The organism is Pseudalgibacter alginicilyticus, from assembly GCF_001310225.1.
Lineage (GTDB): Bacteria > Bacteroidota > Bacteroidia > Flavobacteriales > Flavobacteriaceae > Pseudalgibacter > Pseudalgibacter alginicilyticus.
Genome location: NZ_CP012898.1, coordinates 360,142 through 378,739, shown reverse-complemented (window position 1 = coordinate 378,739; position 18,598 = coordinate 360,142). Strand labels below are relative to the sequence as shown.

General features: G+C 33.5%; 13 protein-coding genes. All 13 read right to left on the bottom strand.

What is annotated here, in order from left to right; genetic code table 11:
• Window positions 1-33: 33 nt before the first annotated feature.
• The 13 genes from APS56_RS01495 to APS56_RS01435 all read right to left on the bottom strand — a co-directional run bounded on the left by APS56_RS01495 (window position 34) and on the right by APS56_RS01435 (window position 18,597).
• Window positions 34-1,812: an efflux RND transporter periplasmic adaptor subunit gene (locus APS56_RS01495; RefSeq protein ID WP_054724101.1), complete on the bottom strand. Its 1,779-nt coding sequence runs from the start codon at window positions 1,810-1,812 to the stop codon at window positions 34-36.
• Window positions 1,802-2,293 carry a DUF305 domain-containing protein gene (locus APS56_RS01490; RefSeq protein ID WP_054724099.1) on the bottom strand — a complete coding sequence of 164 codons (492 nt, stop codon included), beginning with the start codon at window positions 2,291-2,293 and terminating at the stop codon, window positions 1,802-1,804. Before APS56_RS01490 ends, APS56_RS01495 begins: the two co-directional genes overlap by 11 nt.
• A 26-nt stretch (window positions 2,294-2,319) precedes the next feature.
• On the bottom strand, window positions 2,320-3,051 hold the full coding sequence (locus APS56_RS01485) for a heavy-metal-associated domain-containing protein (protein WP_054724097.1): 732 nt from the start codon (window positions 3,049-3,051) through the stop codon (window positions 2,320-2,322).
• A 2-nt stretch (window positions 3,052-3,053) separates the two neighbouring features.
• Entirely contained in the window at window positions 3,054-4,289 is a 1,236-nt protein-coding gene (locus tag APS56_RS01480; RefSeq protein WP_054724096.1) for a TolC family protein, read from the bottom strand.
• Entirely contained in the window at window positions 4,286-7,993 is a 3,708-nt protein-coding gene (locus tag APS56_RS01475; RefSeq protein ID WP_054724095.1) for an efflux RND transporter permease subunit, read from the bottom strand. Before APS56_RS01475 ends, APS56_RS01480 begins: the two co-directional genes overlap by 4 nt.
• Before the next feature lie 111 nt (window positions 7,994-8,104).
• A complete protein-coding gene (locus APS56_RS01470; protein WP_054724093.1) occupies window positions 8,105-8,518 on the bottom strand; it encodes an HYC_CC_PP family protein in 414 nt (137 codons plus the stop codon).
• A gap of 61 nt (window positions 8,519-8,579) precedes the next feature.
• Window positions 8,580-10,529: a heavy metal translocating P-type ATPase gene (locus tag APS56_RS01465; protein ID WP_054724092.1), complete on the bottom strand. Its 1,950-nt coding sequence runs from the start codon at window positions 10,527-10,529 to the stop codon at window positions 8,580-8,582.
• A complete protein-coding gene (locus APS56_RS01460; RefSeq protein ID WP_054731062.1) occupies window positions 10,526-10,888 on the bottom strand; it encodes a DUF3703 domain-containing protein in 363 nt (120 codons plus the stop codon). Before APS56_RS01460 ends, APS56_RS01465 begins: the two co-directional genes overlap by 4 nt.
• A 56-nt stretch (window positions 10,889-10,944) precedes the next feature.
• Entirely contained in the window at window positions 10,945-11,358 is a 414-nt protein-coding gene (locus tag APS56_RS01455; RefSeq protein WP_054724091.1) for a Fur family transcriptional regulator, read from the bottom strand.
• 3 nt (window positions 11,359-11,361) lie between these two features.
• On the bottom strand, window positions 11,362-12,567 hold the full coding sequence (locus APS56_RS01450) for an efflux RND transporter periplasmic adaptor subunit (protein ID WP_054724090.1): 1,206 nt from the start codon (window positions 12,565-12,567) through the stop codon (window positions 11,362-11,364).
• A gap of 4 nt (window positions 12,568-12,571) precedes the next feature.
• On the bottom strand, window positions 12,572-16,906 hold the full coding sequence (locus APS56_RS01445; RefSeq protein WP_054724089.1) for a CusA/CzcA family heavy metal efflux RND transporter: 4,335 nt from the start codon (window positions 16,904-16,906) through the stop codon (window positions 12,572-12,574).
• Window positions 16,907-17,029: 123 nt separating this feature from the next.
• Window positions 17,030-17,425: a hypothetical protein gene (locus APS56_RS01440; RefSeq protein WP_236778447.1), complete on the bottom strand. Its 396-nt coding sequence runs from the start codon at window positions 17,423-17,425 to the stop codon at window positions 17,030-17,032.
• A gap of 68 nt (window positions 17,426-17,493) precedes the next feature.
• Complete coding sequence (locus tag APS56_RS01435; RefSeq protein ID WP_054724087.1) at window positions 17,494-18,597, bottom strand: DUF4238 domain-containing protein; 1,104 nt, start codon at window positions 18,595-18,597, stop codon at window positions 17,494-17,496.
• Window position 18,598: the final 1 nt, after the last annotated feature.

Sequence of the window (18,598 nt, the reverse complement as noted above, 5' to 3'; positions counted from 1 at the left end):
TTTAAAATTTAATTGTTATTACTTAATTTATGATTATTCTATTACCTGTTTTACTTCTCCACAGGTTAGCATGGCGCTACCAAAATATGGATTGATTACTTTTTCTTCTTTACTCAACCAATACGCTCCTTTATTATTATCACCCATTGGACAAAATTCCACATACACTTTTTCTTTAACACCAAACAGTTGTACAGCGTTTATTAAGTTTAATGATAGGTGTTTGAAATGGTCTCTTTGTTCTTTTATATCTGACGTTTTAGAAATAGCTGTTGCCGAAGATTGTATGTCGCCTACTAATGACATCCAATGTGTGTGTGAATTATTGTCTGATAATAATTTCATATCCACTTTACCTAAATTGTTTACTAAACTTGTTGCATCAACTGAAGTATTTTTTGAATCTTCTTTAATTAAAGCATCTTTTAAATTGATATAGTCATTGTAAACAACTTTTAATTGTTCTTGGAATTTCTCTGATACTGTCAATCTTTGGTTCATATTAGTATGGTCACTTTCTTTTTTTGATGTCTTATTATCCATTCCTAAATGTCCTTCGTGACCTGTCATTACTTTGCCACCATCTTTATTCATCATTGATTTTTTACCTTGTAATTGAGCTGCTGCATCAACCGTAAAAGTTCCGTTAGTTACGATTTCATTTCCAATAAATAATCCTTCTAAAACTTCATATTCATTACCAATTTGATTCCCTAAAACAACTTCACGCATTTCAAAAACGGTTTGGTCTGGATTGGTTTTTAAATAGACAACAGAACGTTCACCTGTCCAAAGTACAGCAGATGCTGGGATTGTTAATACCTCATCATTACTTCTTGAAACTCGTTCAATATTGGCGGTTACAAACATTCCTGGTTTAAATACATCGTTTTTATTATTAAGCACCACACGTAAGGTTACTGTTCTTGTTTTGGTATTTAATATTGGTTCAATGAAATCTACTTTCCCTTTAAATTCCTTATTAGCATAAGCGTTTGTAGTCACTAAAACTTCTTGTCCCTTTTTAAATAAATCGATTTGATTTTCATATACATCAAAGTTTGCCCAAACCGTATTGAGATTTGCAATTTTAAGCAATGGTTGACCTTGTTTTATGTAATCGCCTTGTTCTACTAATTTTTCGGTTACTGTTCCTGAAACGGTTGCATAAACTGGAAAGTTTTCTTTTACTTTTTGGGTTTCTTCAATCTGATTGATTTGATTTTCAGATAGCTTCCACAACTTCAATTTATTACGAACCGCCTTGTACAACACAGGTTGTGATTCCTTTAAAGATGATGCTGTAATTAACTCTTGTTGTGCTGCATACAATTCTGGCGAATAAATGGTTGCTAGTAATTGACCTTTACGGACTTCTTCTCCTGTAAAACTGATATTCAAACGTTCTATTCTACCCGAAAAATAACTGACTTGTACTGCATTAGCTTCTTCATTTTCAGCAATTTTACCAGATAATTTAATAGTGTTGCCATCAACATTTCCATTACCGACTATGGTTGTTTGAATATTTGCCAATGCCATAGCGTTTTCGGATAACTTGAATTGGTCTGCTAACAGGCCATCACTTCCACTTTCGGCAGGAATTAAATCCATTCCACAAATAGGACAATCACCTGGTTCTGGTTGCATAATTTGTGGATGCATTGAACAGGTCCACATTTGATTGGTTTCTGAAACTTCATTGTGATTATGTTCTGTCTCTTCGTTTGATGAACCACCAAAAAGTAACCAACCCAAAAGCAAACCTACTGCGAGTAATCCTATGTATATGACTGTTTTATTATTTTTCATTCTGTAAACGATTTATCATTACTTTCATTTCTTCTATCTCCTTCTTCTGTGCTTTAATAATATCCTCTGCCAACTTCTTGACTTCTGGGTCTTTTATGTCTGCTCTTTCACTTGTTAATATTGCTATGGAATGATGTGGTATCATAGCTTTCATCCATAAAACATCTCCAACAGTTGATTTTTGGTCACGTACTAATCCTAAAGCAATTGCAAATAGCGCAATACTTCCTATGACTATACCCATATTTTTCTTTTTATTCTTGTACATATTTTTCATAAAAAAGAACATAATCAAAGCCATTGTGGCAATACCCAAACAAACCATATAAAATCGTGTTAGACTAAACCATACGTGGTCAAATTCATAAGTATTTAAGTACATTGTGATATACATCGCTATAAATGATGAGCCTAACATTAAAAAGAATTTAGTGTAATTGCTCATTCCATTTTCGTTGTTTTTGTGTTCTTGCGCGTTCATATTTTCAAATTTTTAGTGGTTATTATTTAATTTATCAGCATTAATACTGCCATCACAATCATAATGGTATTCTCAATAAAAGTGGCTTCTGTCATTGGTAACTTTAAAGCTGTACCTAAACAAGCACATCTAATAGATTTTTTATCTAATAATGTTTTCGTTACACCAATGGTTGTAATACCTAATACAACAAGTGTTACTATTAATGCAATTTTAACTTCAAATCGCATCAAAAACATTAAACCCAAAGCAGTTTCAATAAATGGATAAATCCAACCATAAGCAGGAACTCGTTTTGCTAATGGGTCGTACATTTTGAAAGATTCTGGGAAACCTTTTAAATCTAACATCTTGAAGAAGCTAAACACAATGTAGAATAAGCCCATAAAGTCGAGCATAAATGCACTCCAACTCCAATCCTTATAATGTAATAATACACTTGCGGTTGCTATATAAAAGATGATTAGTAGTAAGGGTTTTAATTGTTGTAGTTTGCTTTTTTCTTGCTCCATTTCAAAACTTGATGTACTTGTAGAAGCAAAAACATTTTTAACTTCCTTTTCAGAAAGCGTATATTTTTCAGGTAAGGCTTTTTTAAGAGTTTCTGTAGCCACGTGGCTACTCATTGTAACTTCAGCTTCTCCTTTTTCGAGATTAACTTCAACATTGGTAATATTATCAATGTTACTTAAACTTTTTTCTACAGATGCTTTACAACTGCCACAAGTCATTCCTGTAATTATATATATATGTTTCATTGTTATTGAATTAAATAATTAATAATTGTGCTTTGCACATAGTAGCCCTTAATAGACTCTATTTGGTTCATTTGAAATTTTAGTTGTAATTCTTGAATATCAAGAACATCATTAAAATCAATCGTTCCTGTTTCATAGCTTTTGATTAAAATTTCTTCAGCATCTTTGGCTTGTTTTAAGTTCTTGGTTTGCGTAGCATAACTTATTCTTGCAGAAATACGTTCATTAATCGCCTTGCTTAAAAGCGTTTCCAAAGTGTTTAATCGTTCTTGTTTTTGAGCTGTTATTTCTTGCTGTTCTAACTCATTTTGCTTGGTTTGAGATTTATATTTTTTATTAAAAATTGGGATTGACACGGAAACCATAGGCATCACAATATCTTTTCCGTTATCCGAGAAATTCATATCTGGTCTTTCGGAAACATTGATATAGTCTAATCCAAAACCAATCATAGGACTACTTTCTTTTTGGTTTAGTAATTCTGATTGTTCTATGGATTGATATAGTTTATCATACTTCAACAATTCAGGATGTAATGCTAAATTTTCAGTAATGATTTCAAAGTCTTCTGAAGGCATCATTAAACTATCTACCACAGTAACAGCAACATCATTTTCTCTATTCAAAAGATTATTAAGATTCGTTTGTTCTGCTAAAAACTGTTGACTTAAAACATCCTTTAGTTGTTGCATTTCGTTTTGACGCATTTGTAATCGCAATACATCTACAGCAGATGCTTTACCAACCTCAACAGATGTTAGTGCTAATGTCTCATAGGTTTCCAATAGTTTAATGTTTTCTGTTAGCACCATTTGTTTCGCTTTGTTAGCGTATAAATCATAATAGGATTGTGATACAGAAGCCATCAATTTTCGCTTTGCAATAACGATGTCTTCATATTTTGCATCGGCTAAGGAACTAACATAATTTTCTCTTGATGTAATTGTCCCAAACCACGGTAACATTTGTTTGGCAGATACTTTAAATCGTTGCGCTCCTGTTCTCGTTTCTGGTTCGCTTACAAAATAACCTACACCAAATTCAGTATTAGGAATCGTATTGACTTCGTTTACCTTTTCGGAAACTCTTTTGTATTGCAACTCAAATTTTTGAATTTCTGGATTGTTATTTAATGCTACATCAATAAGTGTTTCTAACTCTTGACTTTGCGCAGAAAGCACAAAGCATAAAGAGCAAAGAACAAAGACTGTTTTTATATTGATTTTTATGTATTTCATTTTGTTGCTCTTTTAAGTTGAACTTCGGATTTCCAGCTATATAATACTGGTACAACAAATAAGGTGATTAAAGCGATTAACATTCCACCAAAACTTGGTATTGCCATTGGAATCATAATATCGCTTCCTCGTCCTGTAGAGGTTAATACTGGCAATAATGCTAGAATGGTTGTTGCTGTAGTCATTAAACACGGTCTGATACGTTTTTCTCCTGCTTCTACTATGGACGCTCTAATTTCCTTTTTATTCTCTGGTGTATTTCTATTAAAAGTTTGCGTTAAATAGGTTGCCATAACCACACCATCATCGGTTGCAATACCGAAAAGTGCAATAAATCCTACCCAAACAGCCACACTTAAATTAATTGGGTGCATCTGGAATAAATCACGCAGATTTTCGCCAAAGAAATTGAAGTTTAAAAACCAATCTTGACCATAGAGCCATATCATTACAAATCCACCAGCAAAAGCTACTGCAATTCCTGTAAACACCATTAATGAGGTTGCCACAGAACGGAATTGGAAATACAGTATTAAAAAGATTATCGCCAATGCTAATGGCACAACAACAGATAAGGTTTTTTCTGCTCGTAATTGATTTTCGTAAGTTCCTGTGAATGCATAGTTGATTCCTTTAGGAACTATCAATTCACCAGAATCTATCTTTTCTTGAATCAATGCTTGTGCATTTTCAACAACGCTTACTTCTGCAAAACCATCTAATTTATCAAACAAGACATAACCTACTAAAAAGGTGTCTTCACTTTTAATGACTTGTGGCCCTTGTTCGTAACGAATGGTTGCCAACTCGCTTAATGGAACAGGACTGCCTTTTTCAACTGGCACATAAATCTGTTGTAAGTCTGTTGGATTTGCCCGTAATTCTCTTGGGTATCGCACACGAACACCATATCGCTCACGACCTTCAACCGTTTGTGTTAAAACCATACCACCAACTGCGACTTTTAATACGTCTTGAACATCTTGTATAGAAATACCATAACGTGCAATTTTTTCTCTATCAATATCAATAAGCAAATACGGTTTGCCAACAATACGGTCTGCAAAAACAGCTTCCTTTTTAACGCCTTCAGCTTCCTTGATGATGTTTTCTAATTGCACACCAAACGTTTCAATTTGCTTTAAGTCTTGACCTTTTACTTTTATTCCCATAGGTGCTCGCATTCCTGTTTGAAGCATTACCAATCGGGTTTCAATCGGTTGTAGCTTTGGTGCTGACGTAACACCTGGTAATTTGGTAACTCTTACAATTTCATCCCAAATATCATCAGGTGATTCAATTTCTGGTCGCCAATTACGATAGTATTCACCATCGTCATCTTCAATTAGTTGAGAGCTTTTGACTGTGCTATATTCAACATTTTTGGAATTATTGGGATTAGAAATAGCACGACCATCTTTTAATTCAAACAAACCATCATCATTTACTTTGTAGCGTTGCCTTTCTCCATCTGCATTCAACATATATTCTGGTTTGTACTGAATGATGTTTTCGTACATTGATAAAGGTGCTGGGTCTAAAGCTGATTCTGTTCTACCTGCCTTACCAACTACCGTTTCAATTTCTGGAATACTGGCCACCGCCATATCTAATTGCTGTAAAACTCGTTTGTTTTCTTCTACGCCAGAATGAGGCATAGATGTTGGCATTAGTAGAAATGAGCCTTCATTTAATGATGGCATAAACTCTTTTCCTGTATTCTTCATTATGAAAAACCCTGCAATAACAATCGCAGTAGGAATAGACAAAAACAATAATTTATTATCTAAACACCACTTTAAAATACGCGTATAGTATTTGATGAATAGCGAAAAAACACCTAATAAACCAAAGCATATAATACTTACAAAAATGAGATTCCAAAAGATACTTTTATCAACGCCTAATGGTCGCCAATATTCGGCTAACAGGAATACTATCGCAGATGCTGAAATAATGATATTGATAAGATTAGTTTGTTTGTCTGTTATCTTACTTTGAAGATTGAGAAGTGCTGTAATTCCAAAAGCTATCAAAATCAATCCTAACCAATACCCAAAGACTATTGCTACGACTCCTAAAGCTATTAAAACACCATTTAAAACATATTTAAAAGTGTTTTTAATACTTTTCTTTCTGAATAAAAATGCAGCGAATGGTGGTATTAAAAACAAGGCTACAATTATGGAAGCTGTTAATGCAAAGGTTTTTGTGAATGCTAACGGTCTAAATAGTTTACCTTCAGCGCCAATCATTGTAAAGACTGGAATGAAACTGATTATGGTTGTCATTACTGCGGTAACGATTGCACCAGATACTTCTGCTGTGGCGTTATAAACTACCGTATTAATGGGTTTTGTTCCATCATCTTCATCCAAATGCCTAATAATGTTTTCTGAAAGAATGACACCAACATCGACCATTGTACCAATAGCAATTGCAATACCAGATAATGCGACGATGTTTGCATCTACACCAAAGAACTTCATTGCTATAAAAACCATTAAAACCGCAACAGGTAATAAGCCAGAAATTAATACTGAAGCTCGAAGATTAAACACCATAATGATAATAACCAAAATGGTAATCAGTATTTCTAATGTTAGAGCTTCATTGAGTGTACCTAACGTTTCTTGAATCAATTCTGTTCTATCGTAAAATGGAACTATTGTGACTTGTGATGTTCTACCATCTGCTAATACTTTTGAAGGTAATCCTGCACTTAATTCATTAATTTTTTCTTTTACATTATTAATAACTTCCATTGGGTTTGCTCCGTAACGAGCTACAACAACAGCACCTACAACTTCTGCACCTTCTTTATCTAATAACCCACGTCGTGTTGCTGGACCTAAAGAGACTTTTCCAATATCTTTGATTCGTATTGCTGTATAATTTTCGGAAGTAACGACTGCATTTTCTATGTCTTCAATAGATTTCACATAACCTAAACCACGTACTAAATATTCTGCATTATTAATTTCAATAGTTTGTGCACCAATGTCTTTATTACTTTCCTTAACTGCTTTTACAACGTGATGCAATCCTATATTATATTGACGCATTAATTCTGGGTTGACATCCACTTGATATTCTTGAACATAACCACCAATTGAAGCGACTTCCGAAACACCGCTTGCAGAGGATAGTGCATATTTTACATAGTAATCTTGAATACTGCGTAACTCTTGTAAATCCCAACCACCAGTAACTTTTCCGTTTTCATCACGTCCTTCAAGTGTGTACCAAAATATTTGTCCTAATCCTGTTGCATCTGGACCCAAAGCAGGATTAACACCTTCAGGTAATAAACCACTTGGTAATGAATTGAGTTTTTCTAGAATACGACTACGACTCCAATAGAATTCTACATCTTCTTCAAAAATGATATAGATACTTGAAAACCCAAACATAGACGAACTACGAATGGTTTTTACTCCTGGAATACCTAATAAGGATGTGGTTAATGGATAAGTGATTTGGTCTTCTATATCTTGTGGCGAACGACCATCCCACTTTGTAAATACAATTTGTTGATTTTCTCCGATATCTGGGATGGCATCAACAGCCACAGGATTACTTGGTAAAAATCCAGTATCCCAATTGAAAGGTGCGTTTACAGTTCCCCATCCAACAAAAAGAGCAAGTAGCAGAACTGCAACGAGTTTATTCTCTATAAGAAATTTGATTGCTTTATTAAGCATATGATTTGATTATTAAACAGTTAGACATTGGCGTTAAGAAAACACCGAATACAGCAAATTATCCTTATGACATTATAAAGTCATAGGATAAAACAGTCTATTGTTTAAAAATCAAATTAAATAAGTCTCGTCAATCTTGAAGATTTGCCTGACGACGAGTGGTGGTTCATATTCTTCAAAAGAAGATACATTGTTATCTAAACCTTCAAAAAGGTTAATATAGGTATAAACCAATGAGGCAATGAAAACTTGTTGTTCAAAAGAAATTTTGTCAACTTGTAATTGTAGTTCGTCTTGACCATCAACTACCAATTGTTCATCATTACAACAGTTTTTCTTGGTAATAGCACATCCTTCTGTAGATGGCTTTTGCATTTCCATACCACAACCCTTAGCCTTATTAAAAACAGCTGTTTCTACTAAAGCATCTCCACAAAAATGCATATTAAGCGTAAATGACATTGTAGAGCATAACACTACAAAAGCCATTGCTAAAGACATTATTTTATGGAATACTTGTTTCATACTGTTTGCGAAGTTACGAAATTTTAACAAATGTTCATTTTGTTTAACAGAAGTTTAATGGTTAACTCCATCGCATTCGTTGTAGTCTAACTGCATTTAATATTGCTAATAAAGCCACACCAACATCGGCAAAAACTGCTTCCCACATTGTTGCTAAACCACCTGCTCCTAAAATCAGAACAATTACTTTTACTCCAAATGCTAAAATGATGTTTTGCCATACAATTTTACGAGTGGAACGACTAATTTTAATCGCTTTTACCACTTTTGAAGGTTGGTCTGTTTGAATGATAACATCTGCTGTTTCAATAGCGACATCACTACCTAAACCACCCATTGCTATTCCTACATCACTTGCTGCTAAAACTGGTGCGTCATTAATACCATCACCTATAAAAGCAATTTTATTTTCAGGATTTTGTTTTAAAAGCTCAACTTCATTTAATTTATCTTCTGGTAACAAACCACCTTTAGCCTTTTCAATATTTAATTCTCTTGCTACTTGTTGGGTAATGGAATCCTTATCTCCAGAAAGCATCATTATATTATTAATACCTACTTTATGTAAATTGGTAATTGTTTCTTTTGCATCTTCTTTTAATTCATCTGCAATGACAACATAACCTGCAAATTCATTGTCTATAGATTCTAATACTATAGATTCTACAATAGTTTCTGTTTCCTCTAAAACTTTAATATTATTGGCTGACATTAGGGCTTTATTACCAACTAAAACAGTCTTACCATTTACTATACCTTTTAAACCTTTTCCTGCTATTTCTGTAACTTCGGAAGCCTCATAATCTGCGCCTTCATCTTTATATTCTAAAATAGCTTTTGCAATAGGATGTGTGGATTGTTCTTCCATCGCCATCAGGTACTTCATAAACTCTTTTTCATCCCAACCAATTGCTTTGATTTCTTTTATTTTGAAAACACCTTTAGTAACCGTTCCAGTTTTATCCATCACCAACGTGTTTATCTTGGTCATTGCATCTAAAAAGGAAGCGCCTTTAAATAAAATTCCGTTTTTTGAAGCTGCTCCCAATCCTCCGAAATAACCTAATGGAATTGATATTACCAAAGCACAAGGACAAGAAATCACCAAGAAAATTAAGGCTCTGTATAACCAATCTCTAAAAACATAATCATCTACAAAAAAGTATGGTAGAAACGTAACACCTATTGCTAAAAACACAACTATTGGTGTGTAAATACGAGCGAATTGTCTGATGAATAATTCTGTTTTAGATTTTCGAGCTGTTGCGTTCTGTACCATATCCAAAATTCGAGCAATGGAACTATCTTTAAATTCTTTGGTGGTTTCAATTTCAATAACGCCATCCATATTAATACTTCCAGCAAATACTTTTTCGCCTTTTGCAATCGTATCTGGTTTACTTTCACCTGTTAATGCTGCTGTGTTGAATGAACCTTTGTCGGAAAGTAGAATACCATCTAAAGGGATTTTTTCTCCTACACGTACTTGCACTTTTTCACCAATTTCAACCGTTTCTGGACTTACAGACACATAATTATTGTTGCGATATACCAGAGCTTCATTTGGTCTTACATCAAGTAAGGCTTTTATATTTCCTTTTGCTCTGTTAACTGCTGCATTTTGGAATAATTCCCCAACTGCATAAAACAACATTACTGCAACACCTTCAGGATATTCGCCAATAATAAAGGCTCCAATAGTGGCTATAGACATTAAAAAGAACTCTGTAAATACATCGCCTTTTTTAATACTTTCCCAGCCTTCTTTTACAACAGGAAGTCCAACTGGTAAATAAGCAATACCATACCATATAATGCGAGTCCAATTCTTAAAAAAAGAAACATCAAAATAATCTAAACCTATACCCATCATAAGCATCGTAAAACTTATAATTGCTGGCACATAAGTTTTAAATGCACTTCCATTAGCGTGATTATGACCATCATCGTGAGAATGTTGTTCTTCTGAATTTGGTTTTAAATCCCTTAAATTGACTTTCTTTTTCTTCATTTTGAATTGAATAAATTTTTAATATCATTAGGTATAGGCATAGATTTTAATGGTGGTACGTTTGCACTGCCTGTGTTACCAAGTGGCACGTGGTCAATAAATGATTTCCAACCACCAACAAGTAACCTAATAATTTGACCGAGTACTTCTTTAGCATCTTTTTGCATAAATCCAAACTTTAGCATTAACCAATGTGAATAGGTATGTTCTATTGGGTAAGATTGCCCTATGATATGACTGCGTTCTAAATGATACCAAGCATTACTATACTGCTTATTTTCTAAACAGAAACTATATCGTTTTAATTCTTCGTTATAAGCCTGTTTAAGAGGTTTAGGTATTTTAGCATTAAACTTCATATCCATTAATTTTGAATAAAAGTAGTACAATCGTTAGTGCAATGGAAGTGCATTTGTTATCCACTACACTTATCACATATACCTTTTACAACCAAGTTTACATTTTCTGAAACAAAGCCATCAGGCACTTTAATTTTTGGTATTTTATGGTCTGTTAAGCAAATGGTTTCATTACAATTGTTACAATGGAAATGTAAGTGTAAATCTTTATTTATATCACAACTACAACCTTGTTCACATAAAGCATATTTAGTAATACCTGTACCATCATCTATTTGATGCACAATATCTTTTTCCTCGAATGTTTTAATAGTTCTGTACAATGTAGTTCTATCTGCTTTTTCAAAAGCATTTTCTATATCACTTAATGTTACTGCTACTTGTTTATTTACAAGAAACTTATAAATCAATAAACGCATTGCCGTAACGCGAATATTTTTTAACTCTAATAATTGTTCTATGGTTTGCATAATCTAATGTTCGTGTTCTGCTTCTCCTTTTTTCATTTCGGCTATTAAATAATACGCATTGTTATAAGCGAATTTTGTGATTTTATCTTGTTCTTCAGTAAATTGAACAGCTACCCAATTGCCATCTTTTGCTCCTAAAAGCACTTCAATAGGTTTAAAACTCCAATCGTCATTTTCTTTTTCTGCCGAAAACACGAAAAATCTATCACCTTCTTTTACTATCGCACTTTCAGGAAGTGCTTTTGTTTTGGTGTTCTCTACTTGAATTTTACCTTGGATATACATTCCAGGAATTAAGTTACCTTTCTTGTTTTCAATTTCAGCGTGTACGTGTACTGCTTTAGGGTCATCTTCAAATGTTTTGCTTACGGAATAGATTTCTGCTGTTAATTCTTCATCTTGCATTGTTTGTATATTAAAGCTTACTTTTTGACCTTTCTTAACTTTATACACATCTTTTTCAAAGACCATTAAATCAGCGTGAACGTGATGTGTATTTACAATTTCAAAGAGTTCAGTTTGTGGTTCAACATACTGTCCTGTTTTTACTTCTACCTTTTGCACATAGCCTTCAATAGGACTGCGTAATGATATACTTTGAGCAATTGTTCCATTTCGTACTGATGACGTATTTATGTTTAATAGTTTCAACTGCGCTTCCAATCCATTTACCATAGCTTTAGAGGCATCATATTCGGCTTCGGCCTTTTGAAAATTTGCACCAGAGCCAACTCCCGCATCATATAATTTTTGTTGACGCTCAAAGTTCTTCTTTAAAAAATTACTATTGCTAAAAGCATTCAAATAATCGGTTTGCATTTGAATAATATTTGGATGTGAAAGATATGCCACAATTTGACCTTTATTCACTTTGTCTCCTTCAATCACTTTTATGGATAACACATTTGCACCAACTACAGAAGTTATTGCTGCTTCACTTTGTGGTGGTACTTCCAATGTGCCATTTGCTTCTACATAACCACTCATATTACGCAATGCAATGGTGTCTATCTTCATTTTTAAAGCTTCAAACTGTTGTTGTGAAAGCATCACTTCTTCGCCTTCGCTATGGTCATCGTTTTCTTCAATCTTTTGTTCCTCGTTATGGGAATGACCATCACCTTCCTTATGGCTTTCTTTATTTCCGCAAGCAACAACTAAAAATGAAACTGTTAGTAGTGCTAAAATTATATATTGTGTGTTTTTCATTGTCTTATTGATTAAAATATTGTAATTGAAATGTACTTTCTAAATAGTTTGCTAACGCTGTTTGAGCTTCCAGTTCTGATTGAATAGCTTCTTTTATAAGTTGTGTAAACGCTGTGTAATCAATCTCTCCTTCTTTATAAGCAAACAAAGCACCAGTTTTTTGTTCTTTAATAAGTGGTAATACTTCATCCTTATAGAACAGCCAAGATGTTTTCCATTTTTGGTGATTTTCTTTGGCTTGATTAAATTTAGATTGCACTTCCTTTTGCTTGAACTGCATATTTGATTCGGCAATTTGCCTATCAATTTTTGCAGTTCTAACTTGTGCTTTTGTTGTACCAGATAAAAACGGTATGGAAATACCAGCTTGATAGGTATAAAACCCTGAATTTCCGTTTACTTTTTGCAAACCACCTTGAAGGTTTAACTTTGGTAAATTTTCAGCTTTGGCAGCTTTAAAGTTTGCTTCTGCCTCTGCGAGTTGAAGTTGAGAAACAGTATATAAAGGGTGTGCTTCTATACTAAAGGATTCTACATTTATTTCGCTCGCTATATCAATTTCATCTGAAACCGTATAAAAATCATCTGAAATCAACCACAAGTTTAATTGTTGTAAAGCAATAACATATTCGCTTTTTGATTGCAAAAATTTATTCTGAATCTGTAAGGCTTGATTTTTGGCTGCTGCATATTCCAGTTTAGAAATGGCTTCTACTTCATAATTTAAAGCAACTGCTTTTTCAAAGTTGGTATAAATGGAATCTAACTCTTTGTATAAATTATAATTCCTTTTACTCTGTAAAGCATTTGCCCACGCTTTCTTTACTTCCAGTTCTAAATCTAATTCTGAAAGCTGAAACGCTTTTTGAGCTAACTGAATGCGTTGCTCCAGTAATTTTCTCTTTGGTGCTATACCAAATACATCAATATTTGATTGACCAACTCCAATAGTGGTGTAAATACCATTTCCGTTATTGATTTCTTCACCTCCCGTAAAAATTTGGGTAGTACCAAAATCGAAAGCAGTTCCTTTTAATTGTTGTTGCTTATCAATTTCGAGTTGTTGTTGTTTTAAACTTGGATAGTTTTCTTTAGCCAATTTTACAGCTTCTTGCATCGAAATAATTGGTAACGAATCATTTATTTTTTGCGCATTTCCTGTTATTGGCAACAAAAACATAAAAGCCACCATAGCAGTAACTGTAATTACCTTTTTGTTAGCCCTAAAATTGAATGATTTGTTTTCTACCCAATGATATAATATAGGTAAAACGAATAATGTTAATAGTGTAGAGGTTAACAAACCACCAATTACAACGGTTGCTAAAGGTCGCTGAACTTCTGCACCAGCCGATGCTGAAATTGCCATAGGTAGAAAGCCTAAAACATCTGTAAAAGCAGTTAACATTATAGGTCTGATTCTTCGCTTTGTACCTTCTATAATTCTATCTTTTAGATTGGTAACTCCTTCTTCTTTTAACTCATTCAAACCACTAATCATTACTAATCCGTTTAATACTGCAACACCAAACAACACAATAAAACCAACACCTGCCGAAATACTAAAAGGCATATCACGCAACCATAACGCTACAACACCTCCAATGGTTGCCATTGGGATTGCTATATAAATCATCAAGGTTTGTGGTAAGGATTTTAATGCAAAATAAATCAGTACAAAAATGAGTAACAAGGCAATAGGAACAACAGTTTGTAAACGGTTACTGGCACGTTCTAAATTTTCAAAAGCACCACCATAACGAATGAAATAACCAGAAGGCAGTTCTAATTGTGCATCTAATTTAGTTTTAATTTCTTCTACCAATGATTTTACATCACGACCTCTAACATTGACACCTACATAAGTTCTTCTGTTGGTATTGTCTCTACTGATTTGCATTGGACCAGCTTTGTAGCTAACATCCGCAATTTCACGTAATGGAATTTGCGCACCAGAAGGCAAGTTGATATACAAATTTTGCACATCTGTTATGTCTTTACGATTATGAGAACTTAACCTAACCACCAAATCAAATCGCTTTTCGCCTTCAAAAATAGTTCCTGCTATTCCTCCTGCAAAAGCTGATTGCACAATTTGATTTAATGTATTTATTTGAAGTCCGTATTGTGCCAATTTACTTCTGTTATACGTAATTGTCATTTGTGGTAAACCCGTTGTAGCTTCCGCTTTCATATCGCCAATACCTTCTGTACCAGCAATGATTTTAGATATTTCTTCTGCTTTTTGAGACAGTAGATTTATATCTTCTCCATAAAGTTTAATAGCAATATCTTCTCTAACACCTTCAAGTAATTCATTAAAACGCATTTCAATGGGTTGTGTAAATTCATAGTTAACACCAGGAATTATTTCAACAGCTTCTTTCATTTTTTCAATGAGTTCATCTTTTGTCTCTACAGTAGTCCATTCGCTTTTTGGTTTCAGTATTACAAAAACATCAGCAATATCCATTGGCATTGGATCTGTTGGAATTTCTGCAACACCAATTCGACTGACTATTTTTTCAACTTCTGGAAACTTTGCTTTTACAATTTGTTCAATTTTTGTAGTTGTTTCAATCGTTTCTGTAAGTGAGCTACCGGGTTTTAAGATGGCGTGAAATGCAATATCACCTTCATCTAATTGTGGAATAAATTCGCCACCCATTCTTGTAAACATAAAAACTGCAATACCAAATAATACAACAGAAACACCAATTATTAATTTTCCTTTCTTTAAGGCTTTTTCTAATAGCGGTTGGTATTTACGTTCTACCCAATGCACAAATTTATCGCCATACGATTGTTTGTCATTTTTTGGTGCTCTTAAAATCAAGGCAGACATCATTGGTACATACGTCAAACAAAGTACCATTGCACCAATCATTGCAAAAATGAAAGTCAATGCCATTGGTTTGAACATTTTTCCTTCAATGCCTTCTAATGCTAATATTGGTAGAAATACAATTAGGATAATCAGCTGGCCGAAAAAGGCAGCATTCATCATTTTTTTTGAAGCATCTGCTGCAACGCCATCGCGTTCTTTGGATGTCAATTTCCTTTTCTTTAATACTTGTGATGCAATAAGAAAAACTGTACTTTCTACAATAATTACAGCACCATCGACAATAATTCCGAAATCTATTGCTCCCAGACTCATTAAATTAGCCCAAACATCAAAAACATTCATTAGTATAAATGCGAATAATAGTGATAATGGAATTGTTGAAGCTACTATTAAACCACCTCTCCAGTTTCCTAATAAAAAGATAAGTACAAAAATGACTATTAATGCGCCTTCCATAAGGTTTCCAGCTACCGTTGATGTCGTTTCTGCTATTAATTTACTACGGTCTAATAAAGGTTCAATAATCACGCCTTCAGGCAATGATTCTTCAATTTGAGCCATTCGCACTTTTACATTCTCAATAACATCGTTTGAATTAGCGCCTTTAAGCATCATAACCAAACCACCAACTACTTCGCCTTCGCCATCTTGGGTTAAAGCGCCATAACGAATAGCAGCACCAAATTGTACCGTTGCAATGTCGCCTACGGTAATTGGAATATTGTTTGTGTTTTTAACCGTAATCTTTTTAATATCCTCTAAACTACGCACCAAGCCTTCGCCACGAATAAAATTGGCTTGATGGTTCTTTTCAATGTATGCACCACCTGTATTTTGATTGTTGGCTTCAAGAGCTTCAAAAACATCGGTAATTGTTAAACCAATAGCTTTTAGTTCGTTTGGGTCTACAGCAACTTCGTACTGTTTAATTTTTCCACCTATTGCGTTTACTTCAATAACACCTTCTACCATAGCCATTTGACGCTGTACAATCCAATCTTGCATTGTACGCAAATCAGTAACCGAATATTTGTCTTTATATTCTGGTTTTACTTTAAGTGTGTATTGATAGATTTCTCCTAAACCAGAAGAAATAGGACCCATAGTTGGTTCGCCAAAACCACTCGGAATTTGTTCTTTGACTTCGTTTAGTTTTTCAGCTACTAATTGACGCGGTAGATACGTTCCCATATCATCGTCAAAAACTATAGTAACCACAGACAAGCCAAAACGAGAAATGGAACGGATTTCCTTTACTTCAGGTAAGTTACTCATTGCGACTTCCACAGGATAGGTTACAAATTGCTCAATGTCCTCTGTACCTAAATTGGGTGCTTGTGTAATGACTTGTACTTGATTATTGGTAATATCTGGAACAGCATCGATTGGTACTTGGGTCATACTCCAAATACCTGCTCCAACAATGGTAAGCGTTAGCAAACCAATAATGAATTTGTTATTGATTGAAAAATCAATGATTTTATTAATCATAGAAAATGTATTAATTCAGTTAAACTATTCGATACAATTCTGATATAAGAAATAGAATTGTACGAAATAAAAAGAACCATTTAGGCTCAAAATTGGATATAGTTATCCTTTAAAAAAACTGAATTATGCCCTTGGTGGCTGGAAAAGTGATTCCAAATATCTGGAAGTGAAGTTTACTTTATGTAAATTATACTGTTTTTTCTCTTCAAATTTTAGTCGATTGGTTAAAGCCAAATTGTTGTTCGCAATAATTAATACCAAAGGGTGACAACATTGATTATGGGAATGGAAAGGTGTATTCTCCTTATCTGGGTTATGATGATGCCCTTCATTTTTTGTATCATTGTCAATGTAATCTTCAACTACATATTCAAGGAAAGAGTCGCCATAGACTTTATGTTCTTGATAATGGGTAATAACACTTGAAATTTCTTTAATTGGACCACAAAAGTCCATATCTATGCTTATCCCTTGAAAAAAGAATAAAATAGACATTGATATGGAAAAAAATATTTTCATATAATTTAGACAAATATATAAATTATTTAATGCAATGGTGTTGCAAATGATGTTGCAAAAGTATTATACTACCACTTACCCATTTTAGAAAGTACTTTTTTATACTTCAGCATTTGTATGTCATCCTTACAATAAGGGTGTTCTAATAACTCTTTTAGCTTACCAATAAATTCATTGGAAACAAATCCTTTTTTCTTTAAAATCTCAAATAGAATTAGAGCTTGTTCCGCTCTGTATTTAGCTTTTTTGACAAATTCCTCACCATTTTCTGGTTTTTCATAATGACTTTGAATATCGAAATGTTTATCAATATCTCCTTTATAACCAATTAATAGTTTTTCTGCATTCTGTTGGGTTACTCCATTTGTAGTGAATACATAGTCTCTATCTTGTGTAAGACGATTAATTCTTGTTTGGCCATCTGCATAGTCATTGGGATGAATTTCTAAATAATGTGAGCGGTCTAATGGTAAAGTTATTACTGCTCTTGGGTCATATAACCCTTGAAAACGATTTGTTTCAAAATGCCTGATGGATACAGGATTATCGCAAGTTATGAGAGGTGCATTCGCATCATTAATTTTAATAACATTAATAGTACAGTCATATTTATATTTTACAAAATTCCCCCATTGTTCTAAATGGTTTACTAAAAAAACCGTTCTTGAACGTTCGTTATGTTCTTTTTTTACAGCTTCAATATCATCAATGTGAAACTTTATTTTTTCACCATATAAGTTCATTTTTATCAATCCTTCTTCATCTGCTGTATGAGCTGCTCTATCAAAAATTTGATTATTCATACTCCGTTGAAGATTTAAAATTCTTGGTGTTCTAAAATATAGCGAGAGACAAACGTAGAGTATCTGTATTTTTTGTTCTTGGGTTACCGTTAAAGTTTTTTCATCAATAAGCAGAGAATAGACCTTTTGAAATTCACTATCTACATTTTCAGCGTAATGTTTTTCTAATGCATATTTAATCTCATCAGATTCTGCTGGAATAGTATATATGTTTTTCTCAAAACAAATATCTTTAGTACTAATCTGTTCTAAAAGAATATCATCATCAGTTTTATAAACATCAACAAAATAATTTCTTTTTCTACCTTCAATTCCAAAGTTCTTTAAATATGAACGTGGAATATAATGTTGTTTTATTGGGTTTGACATA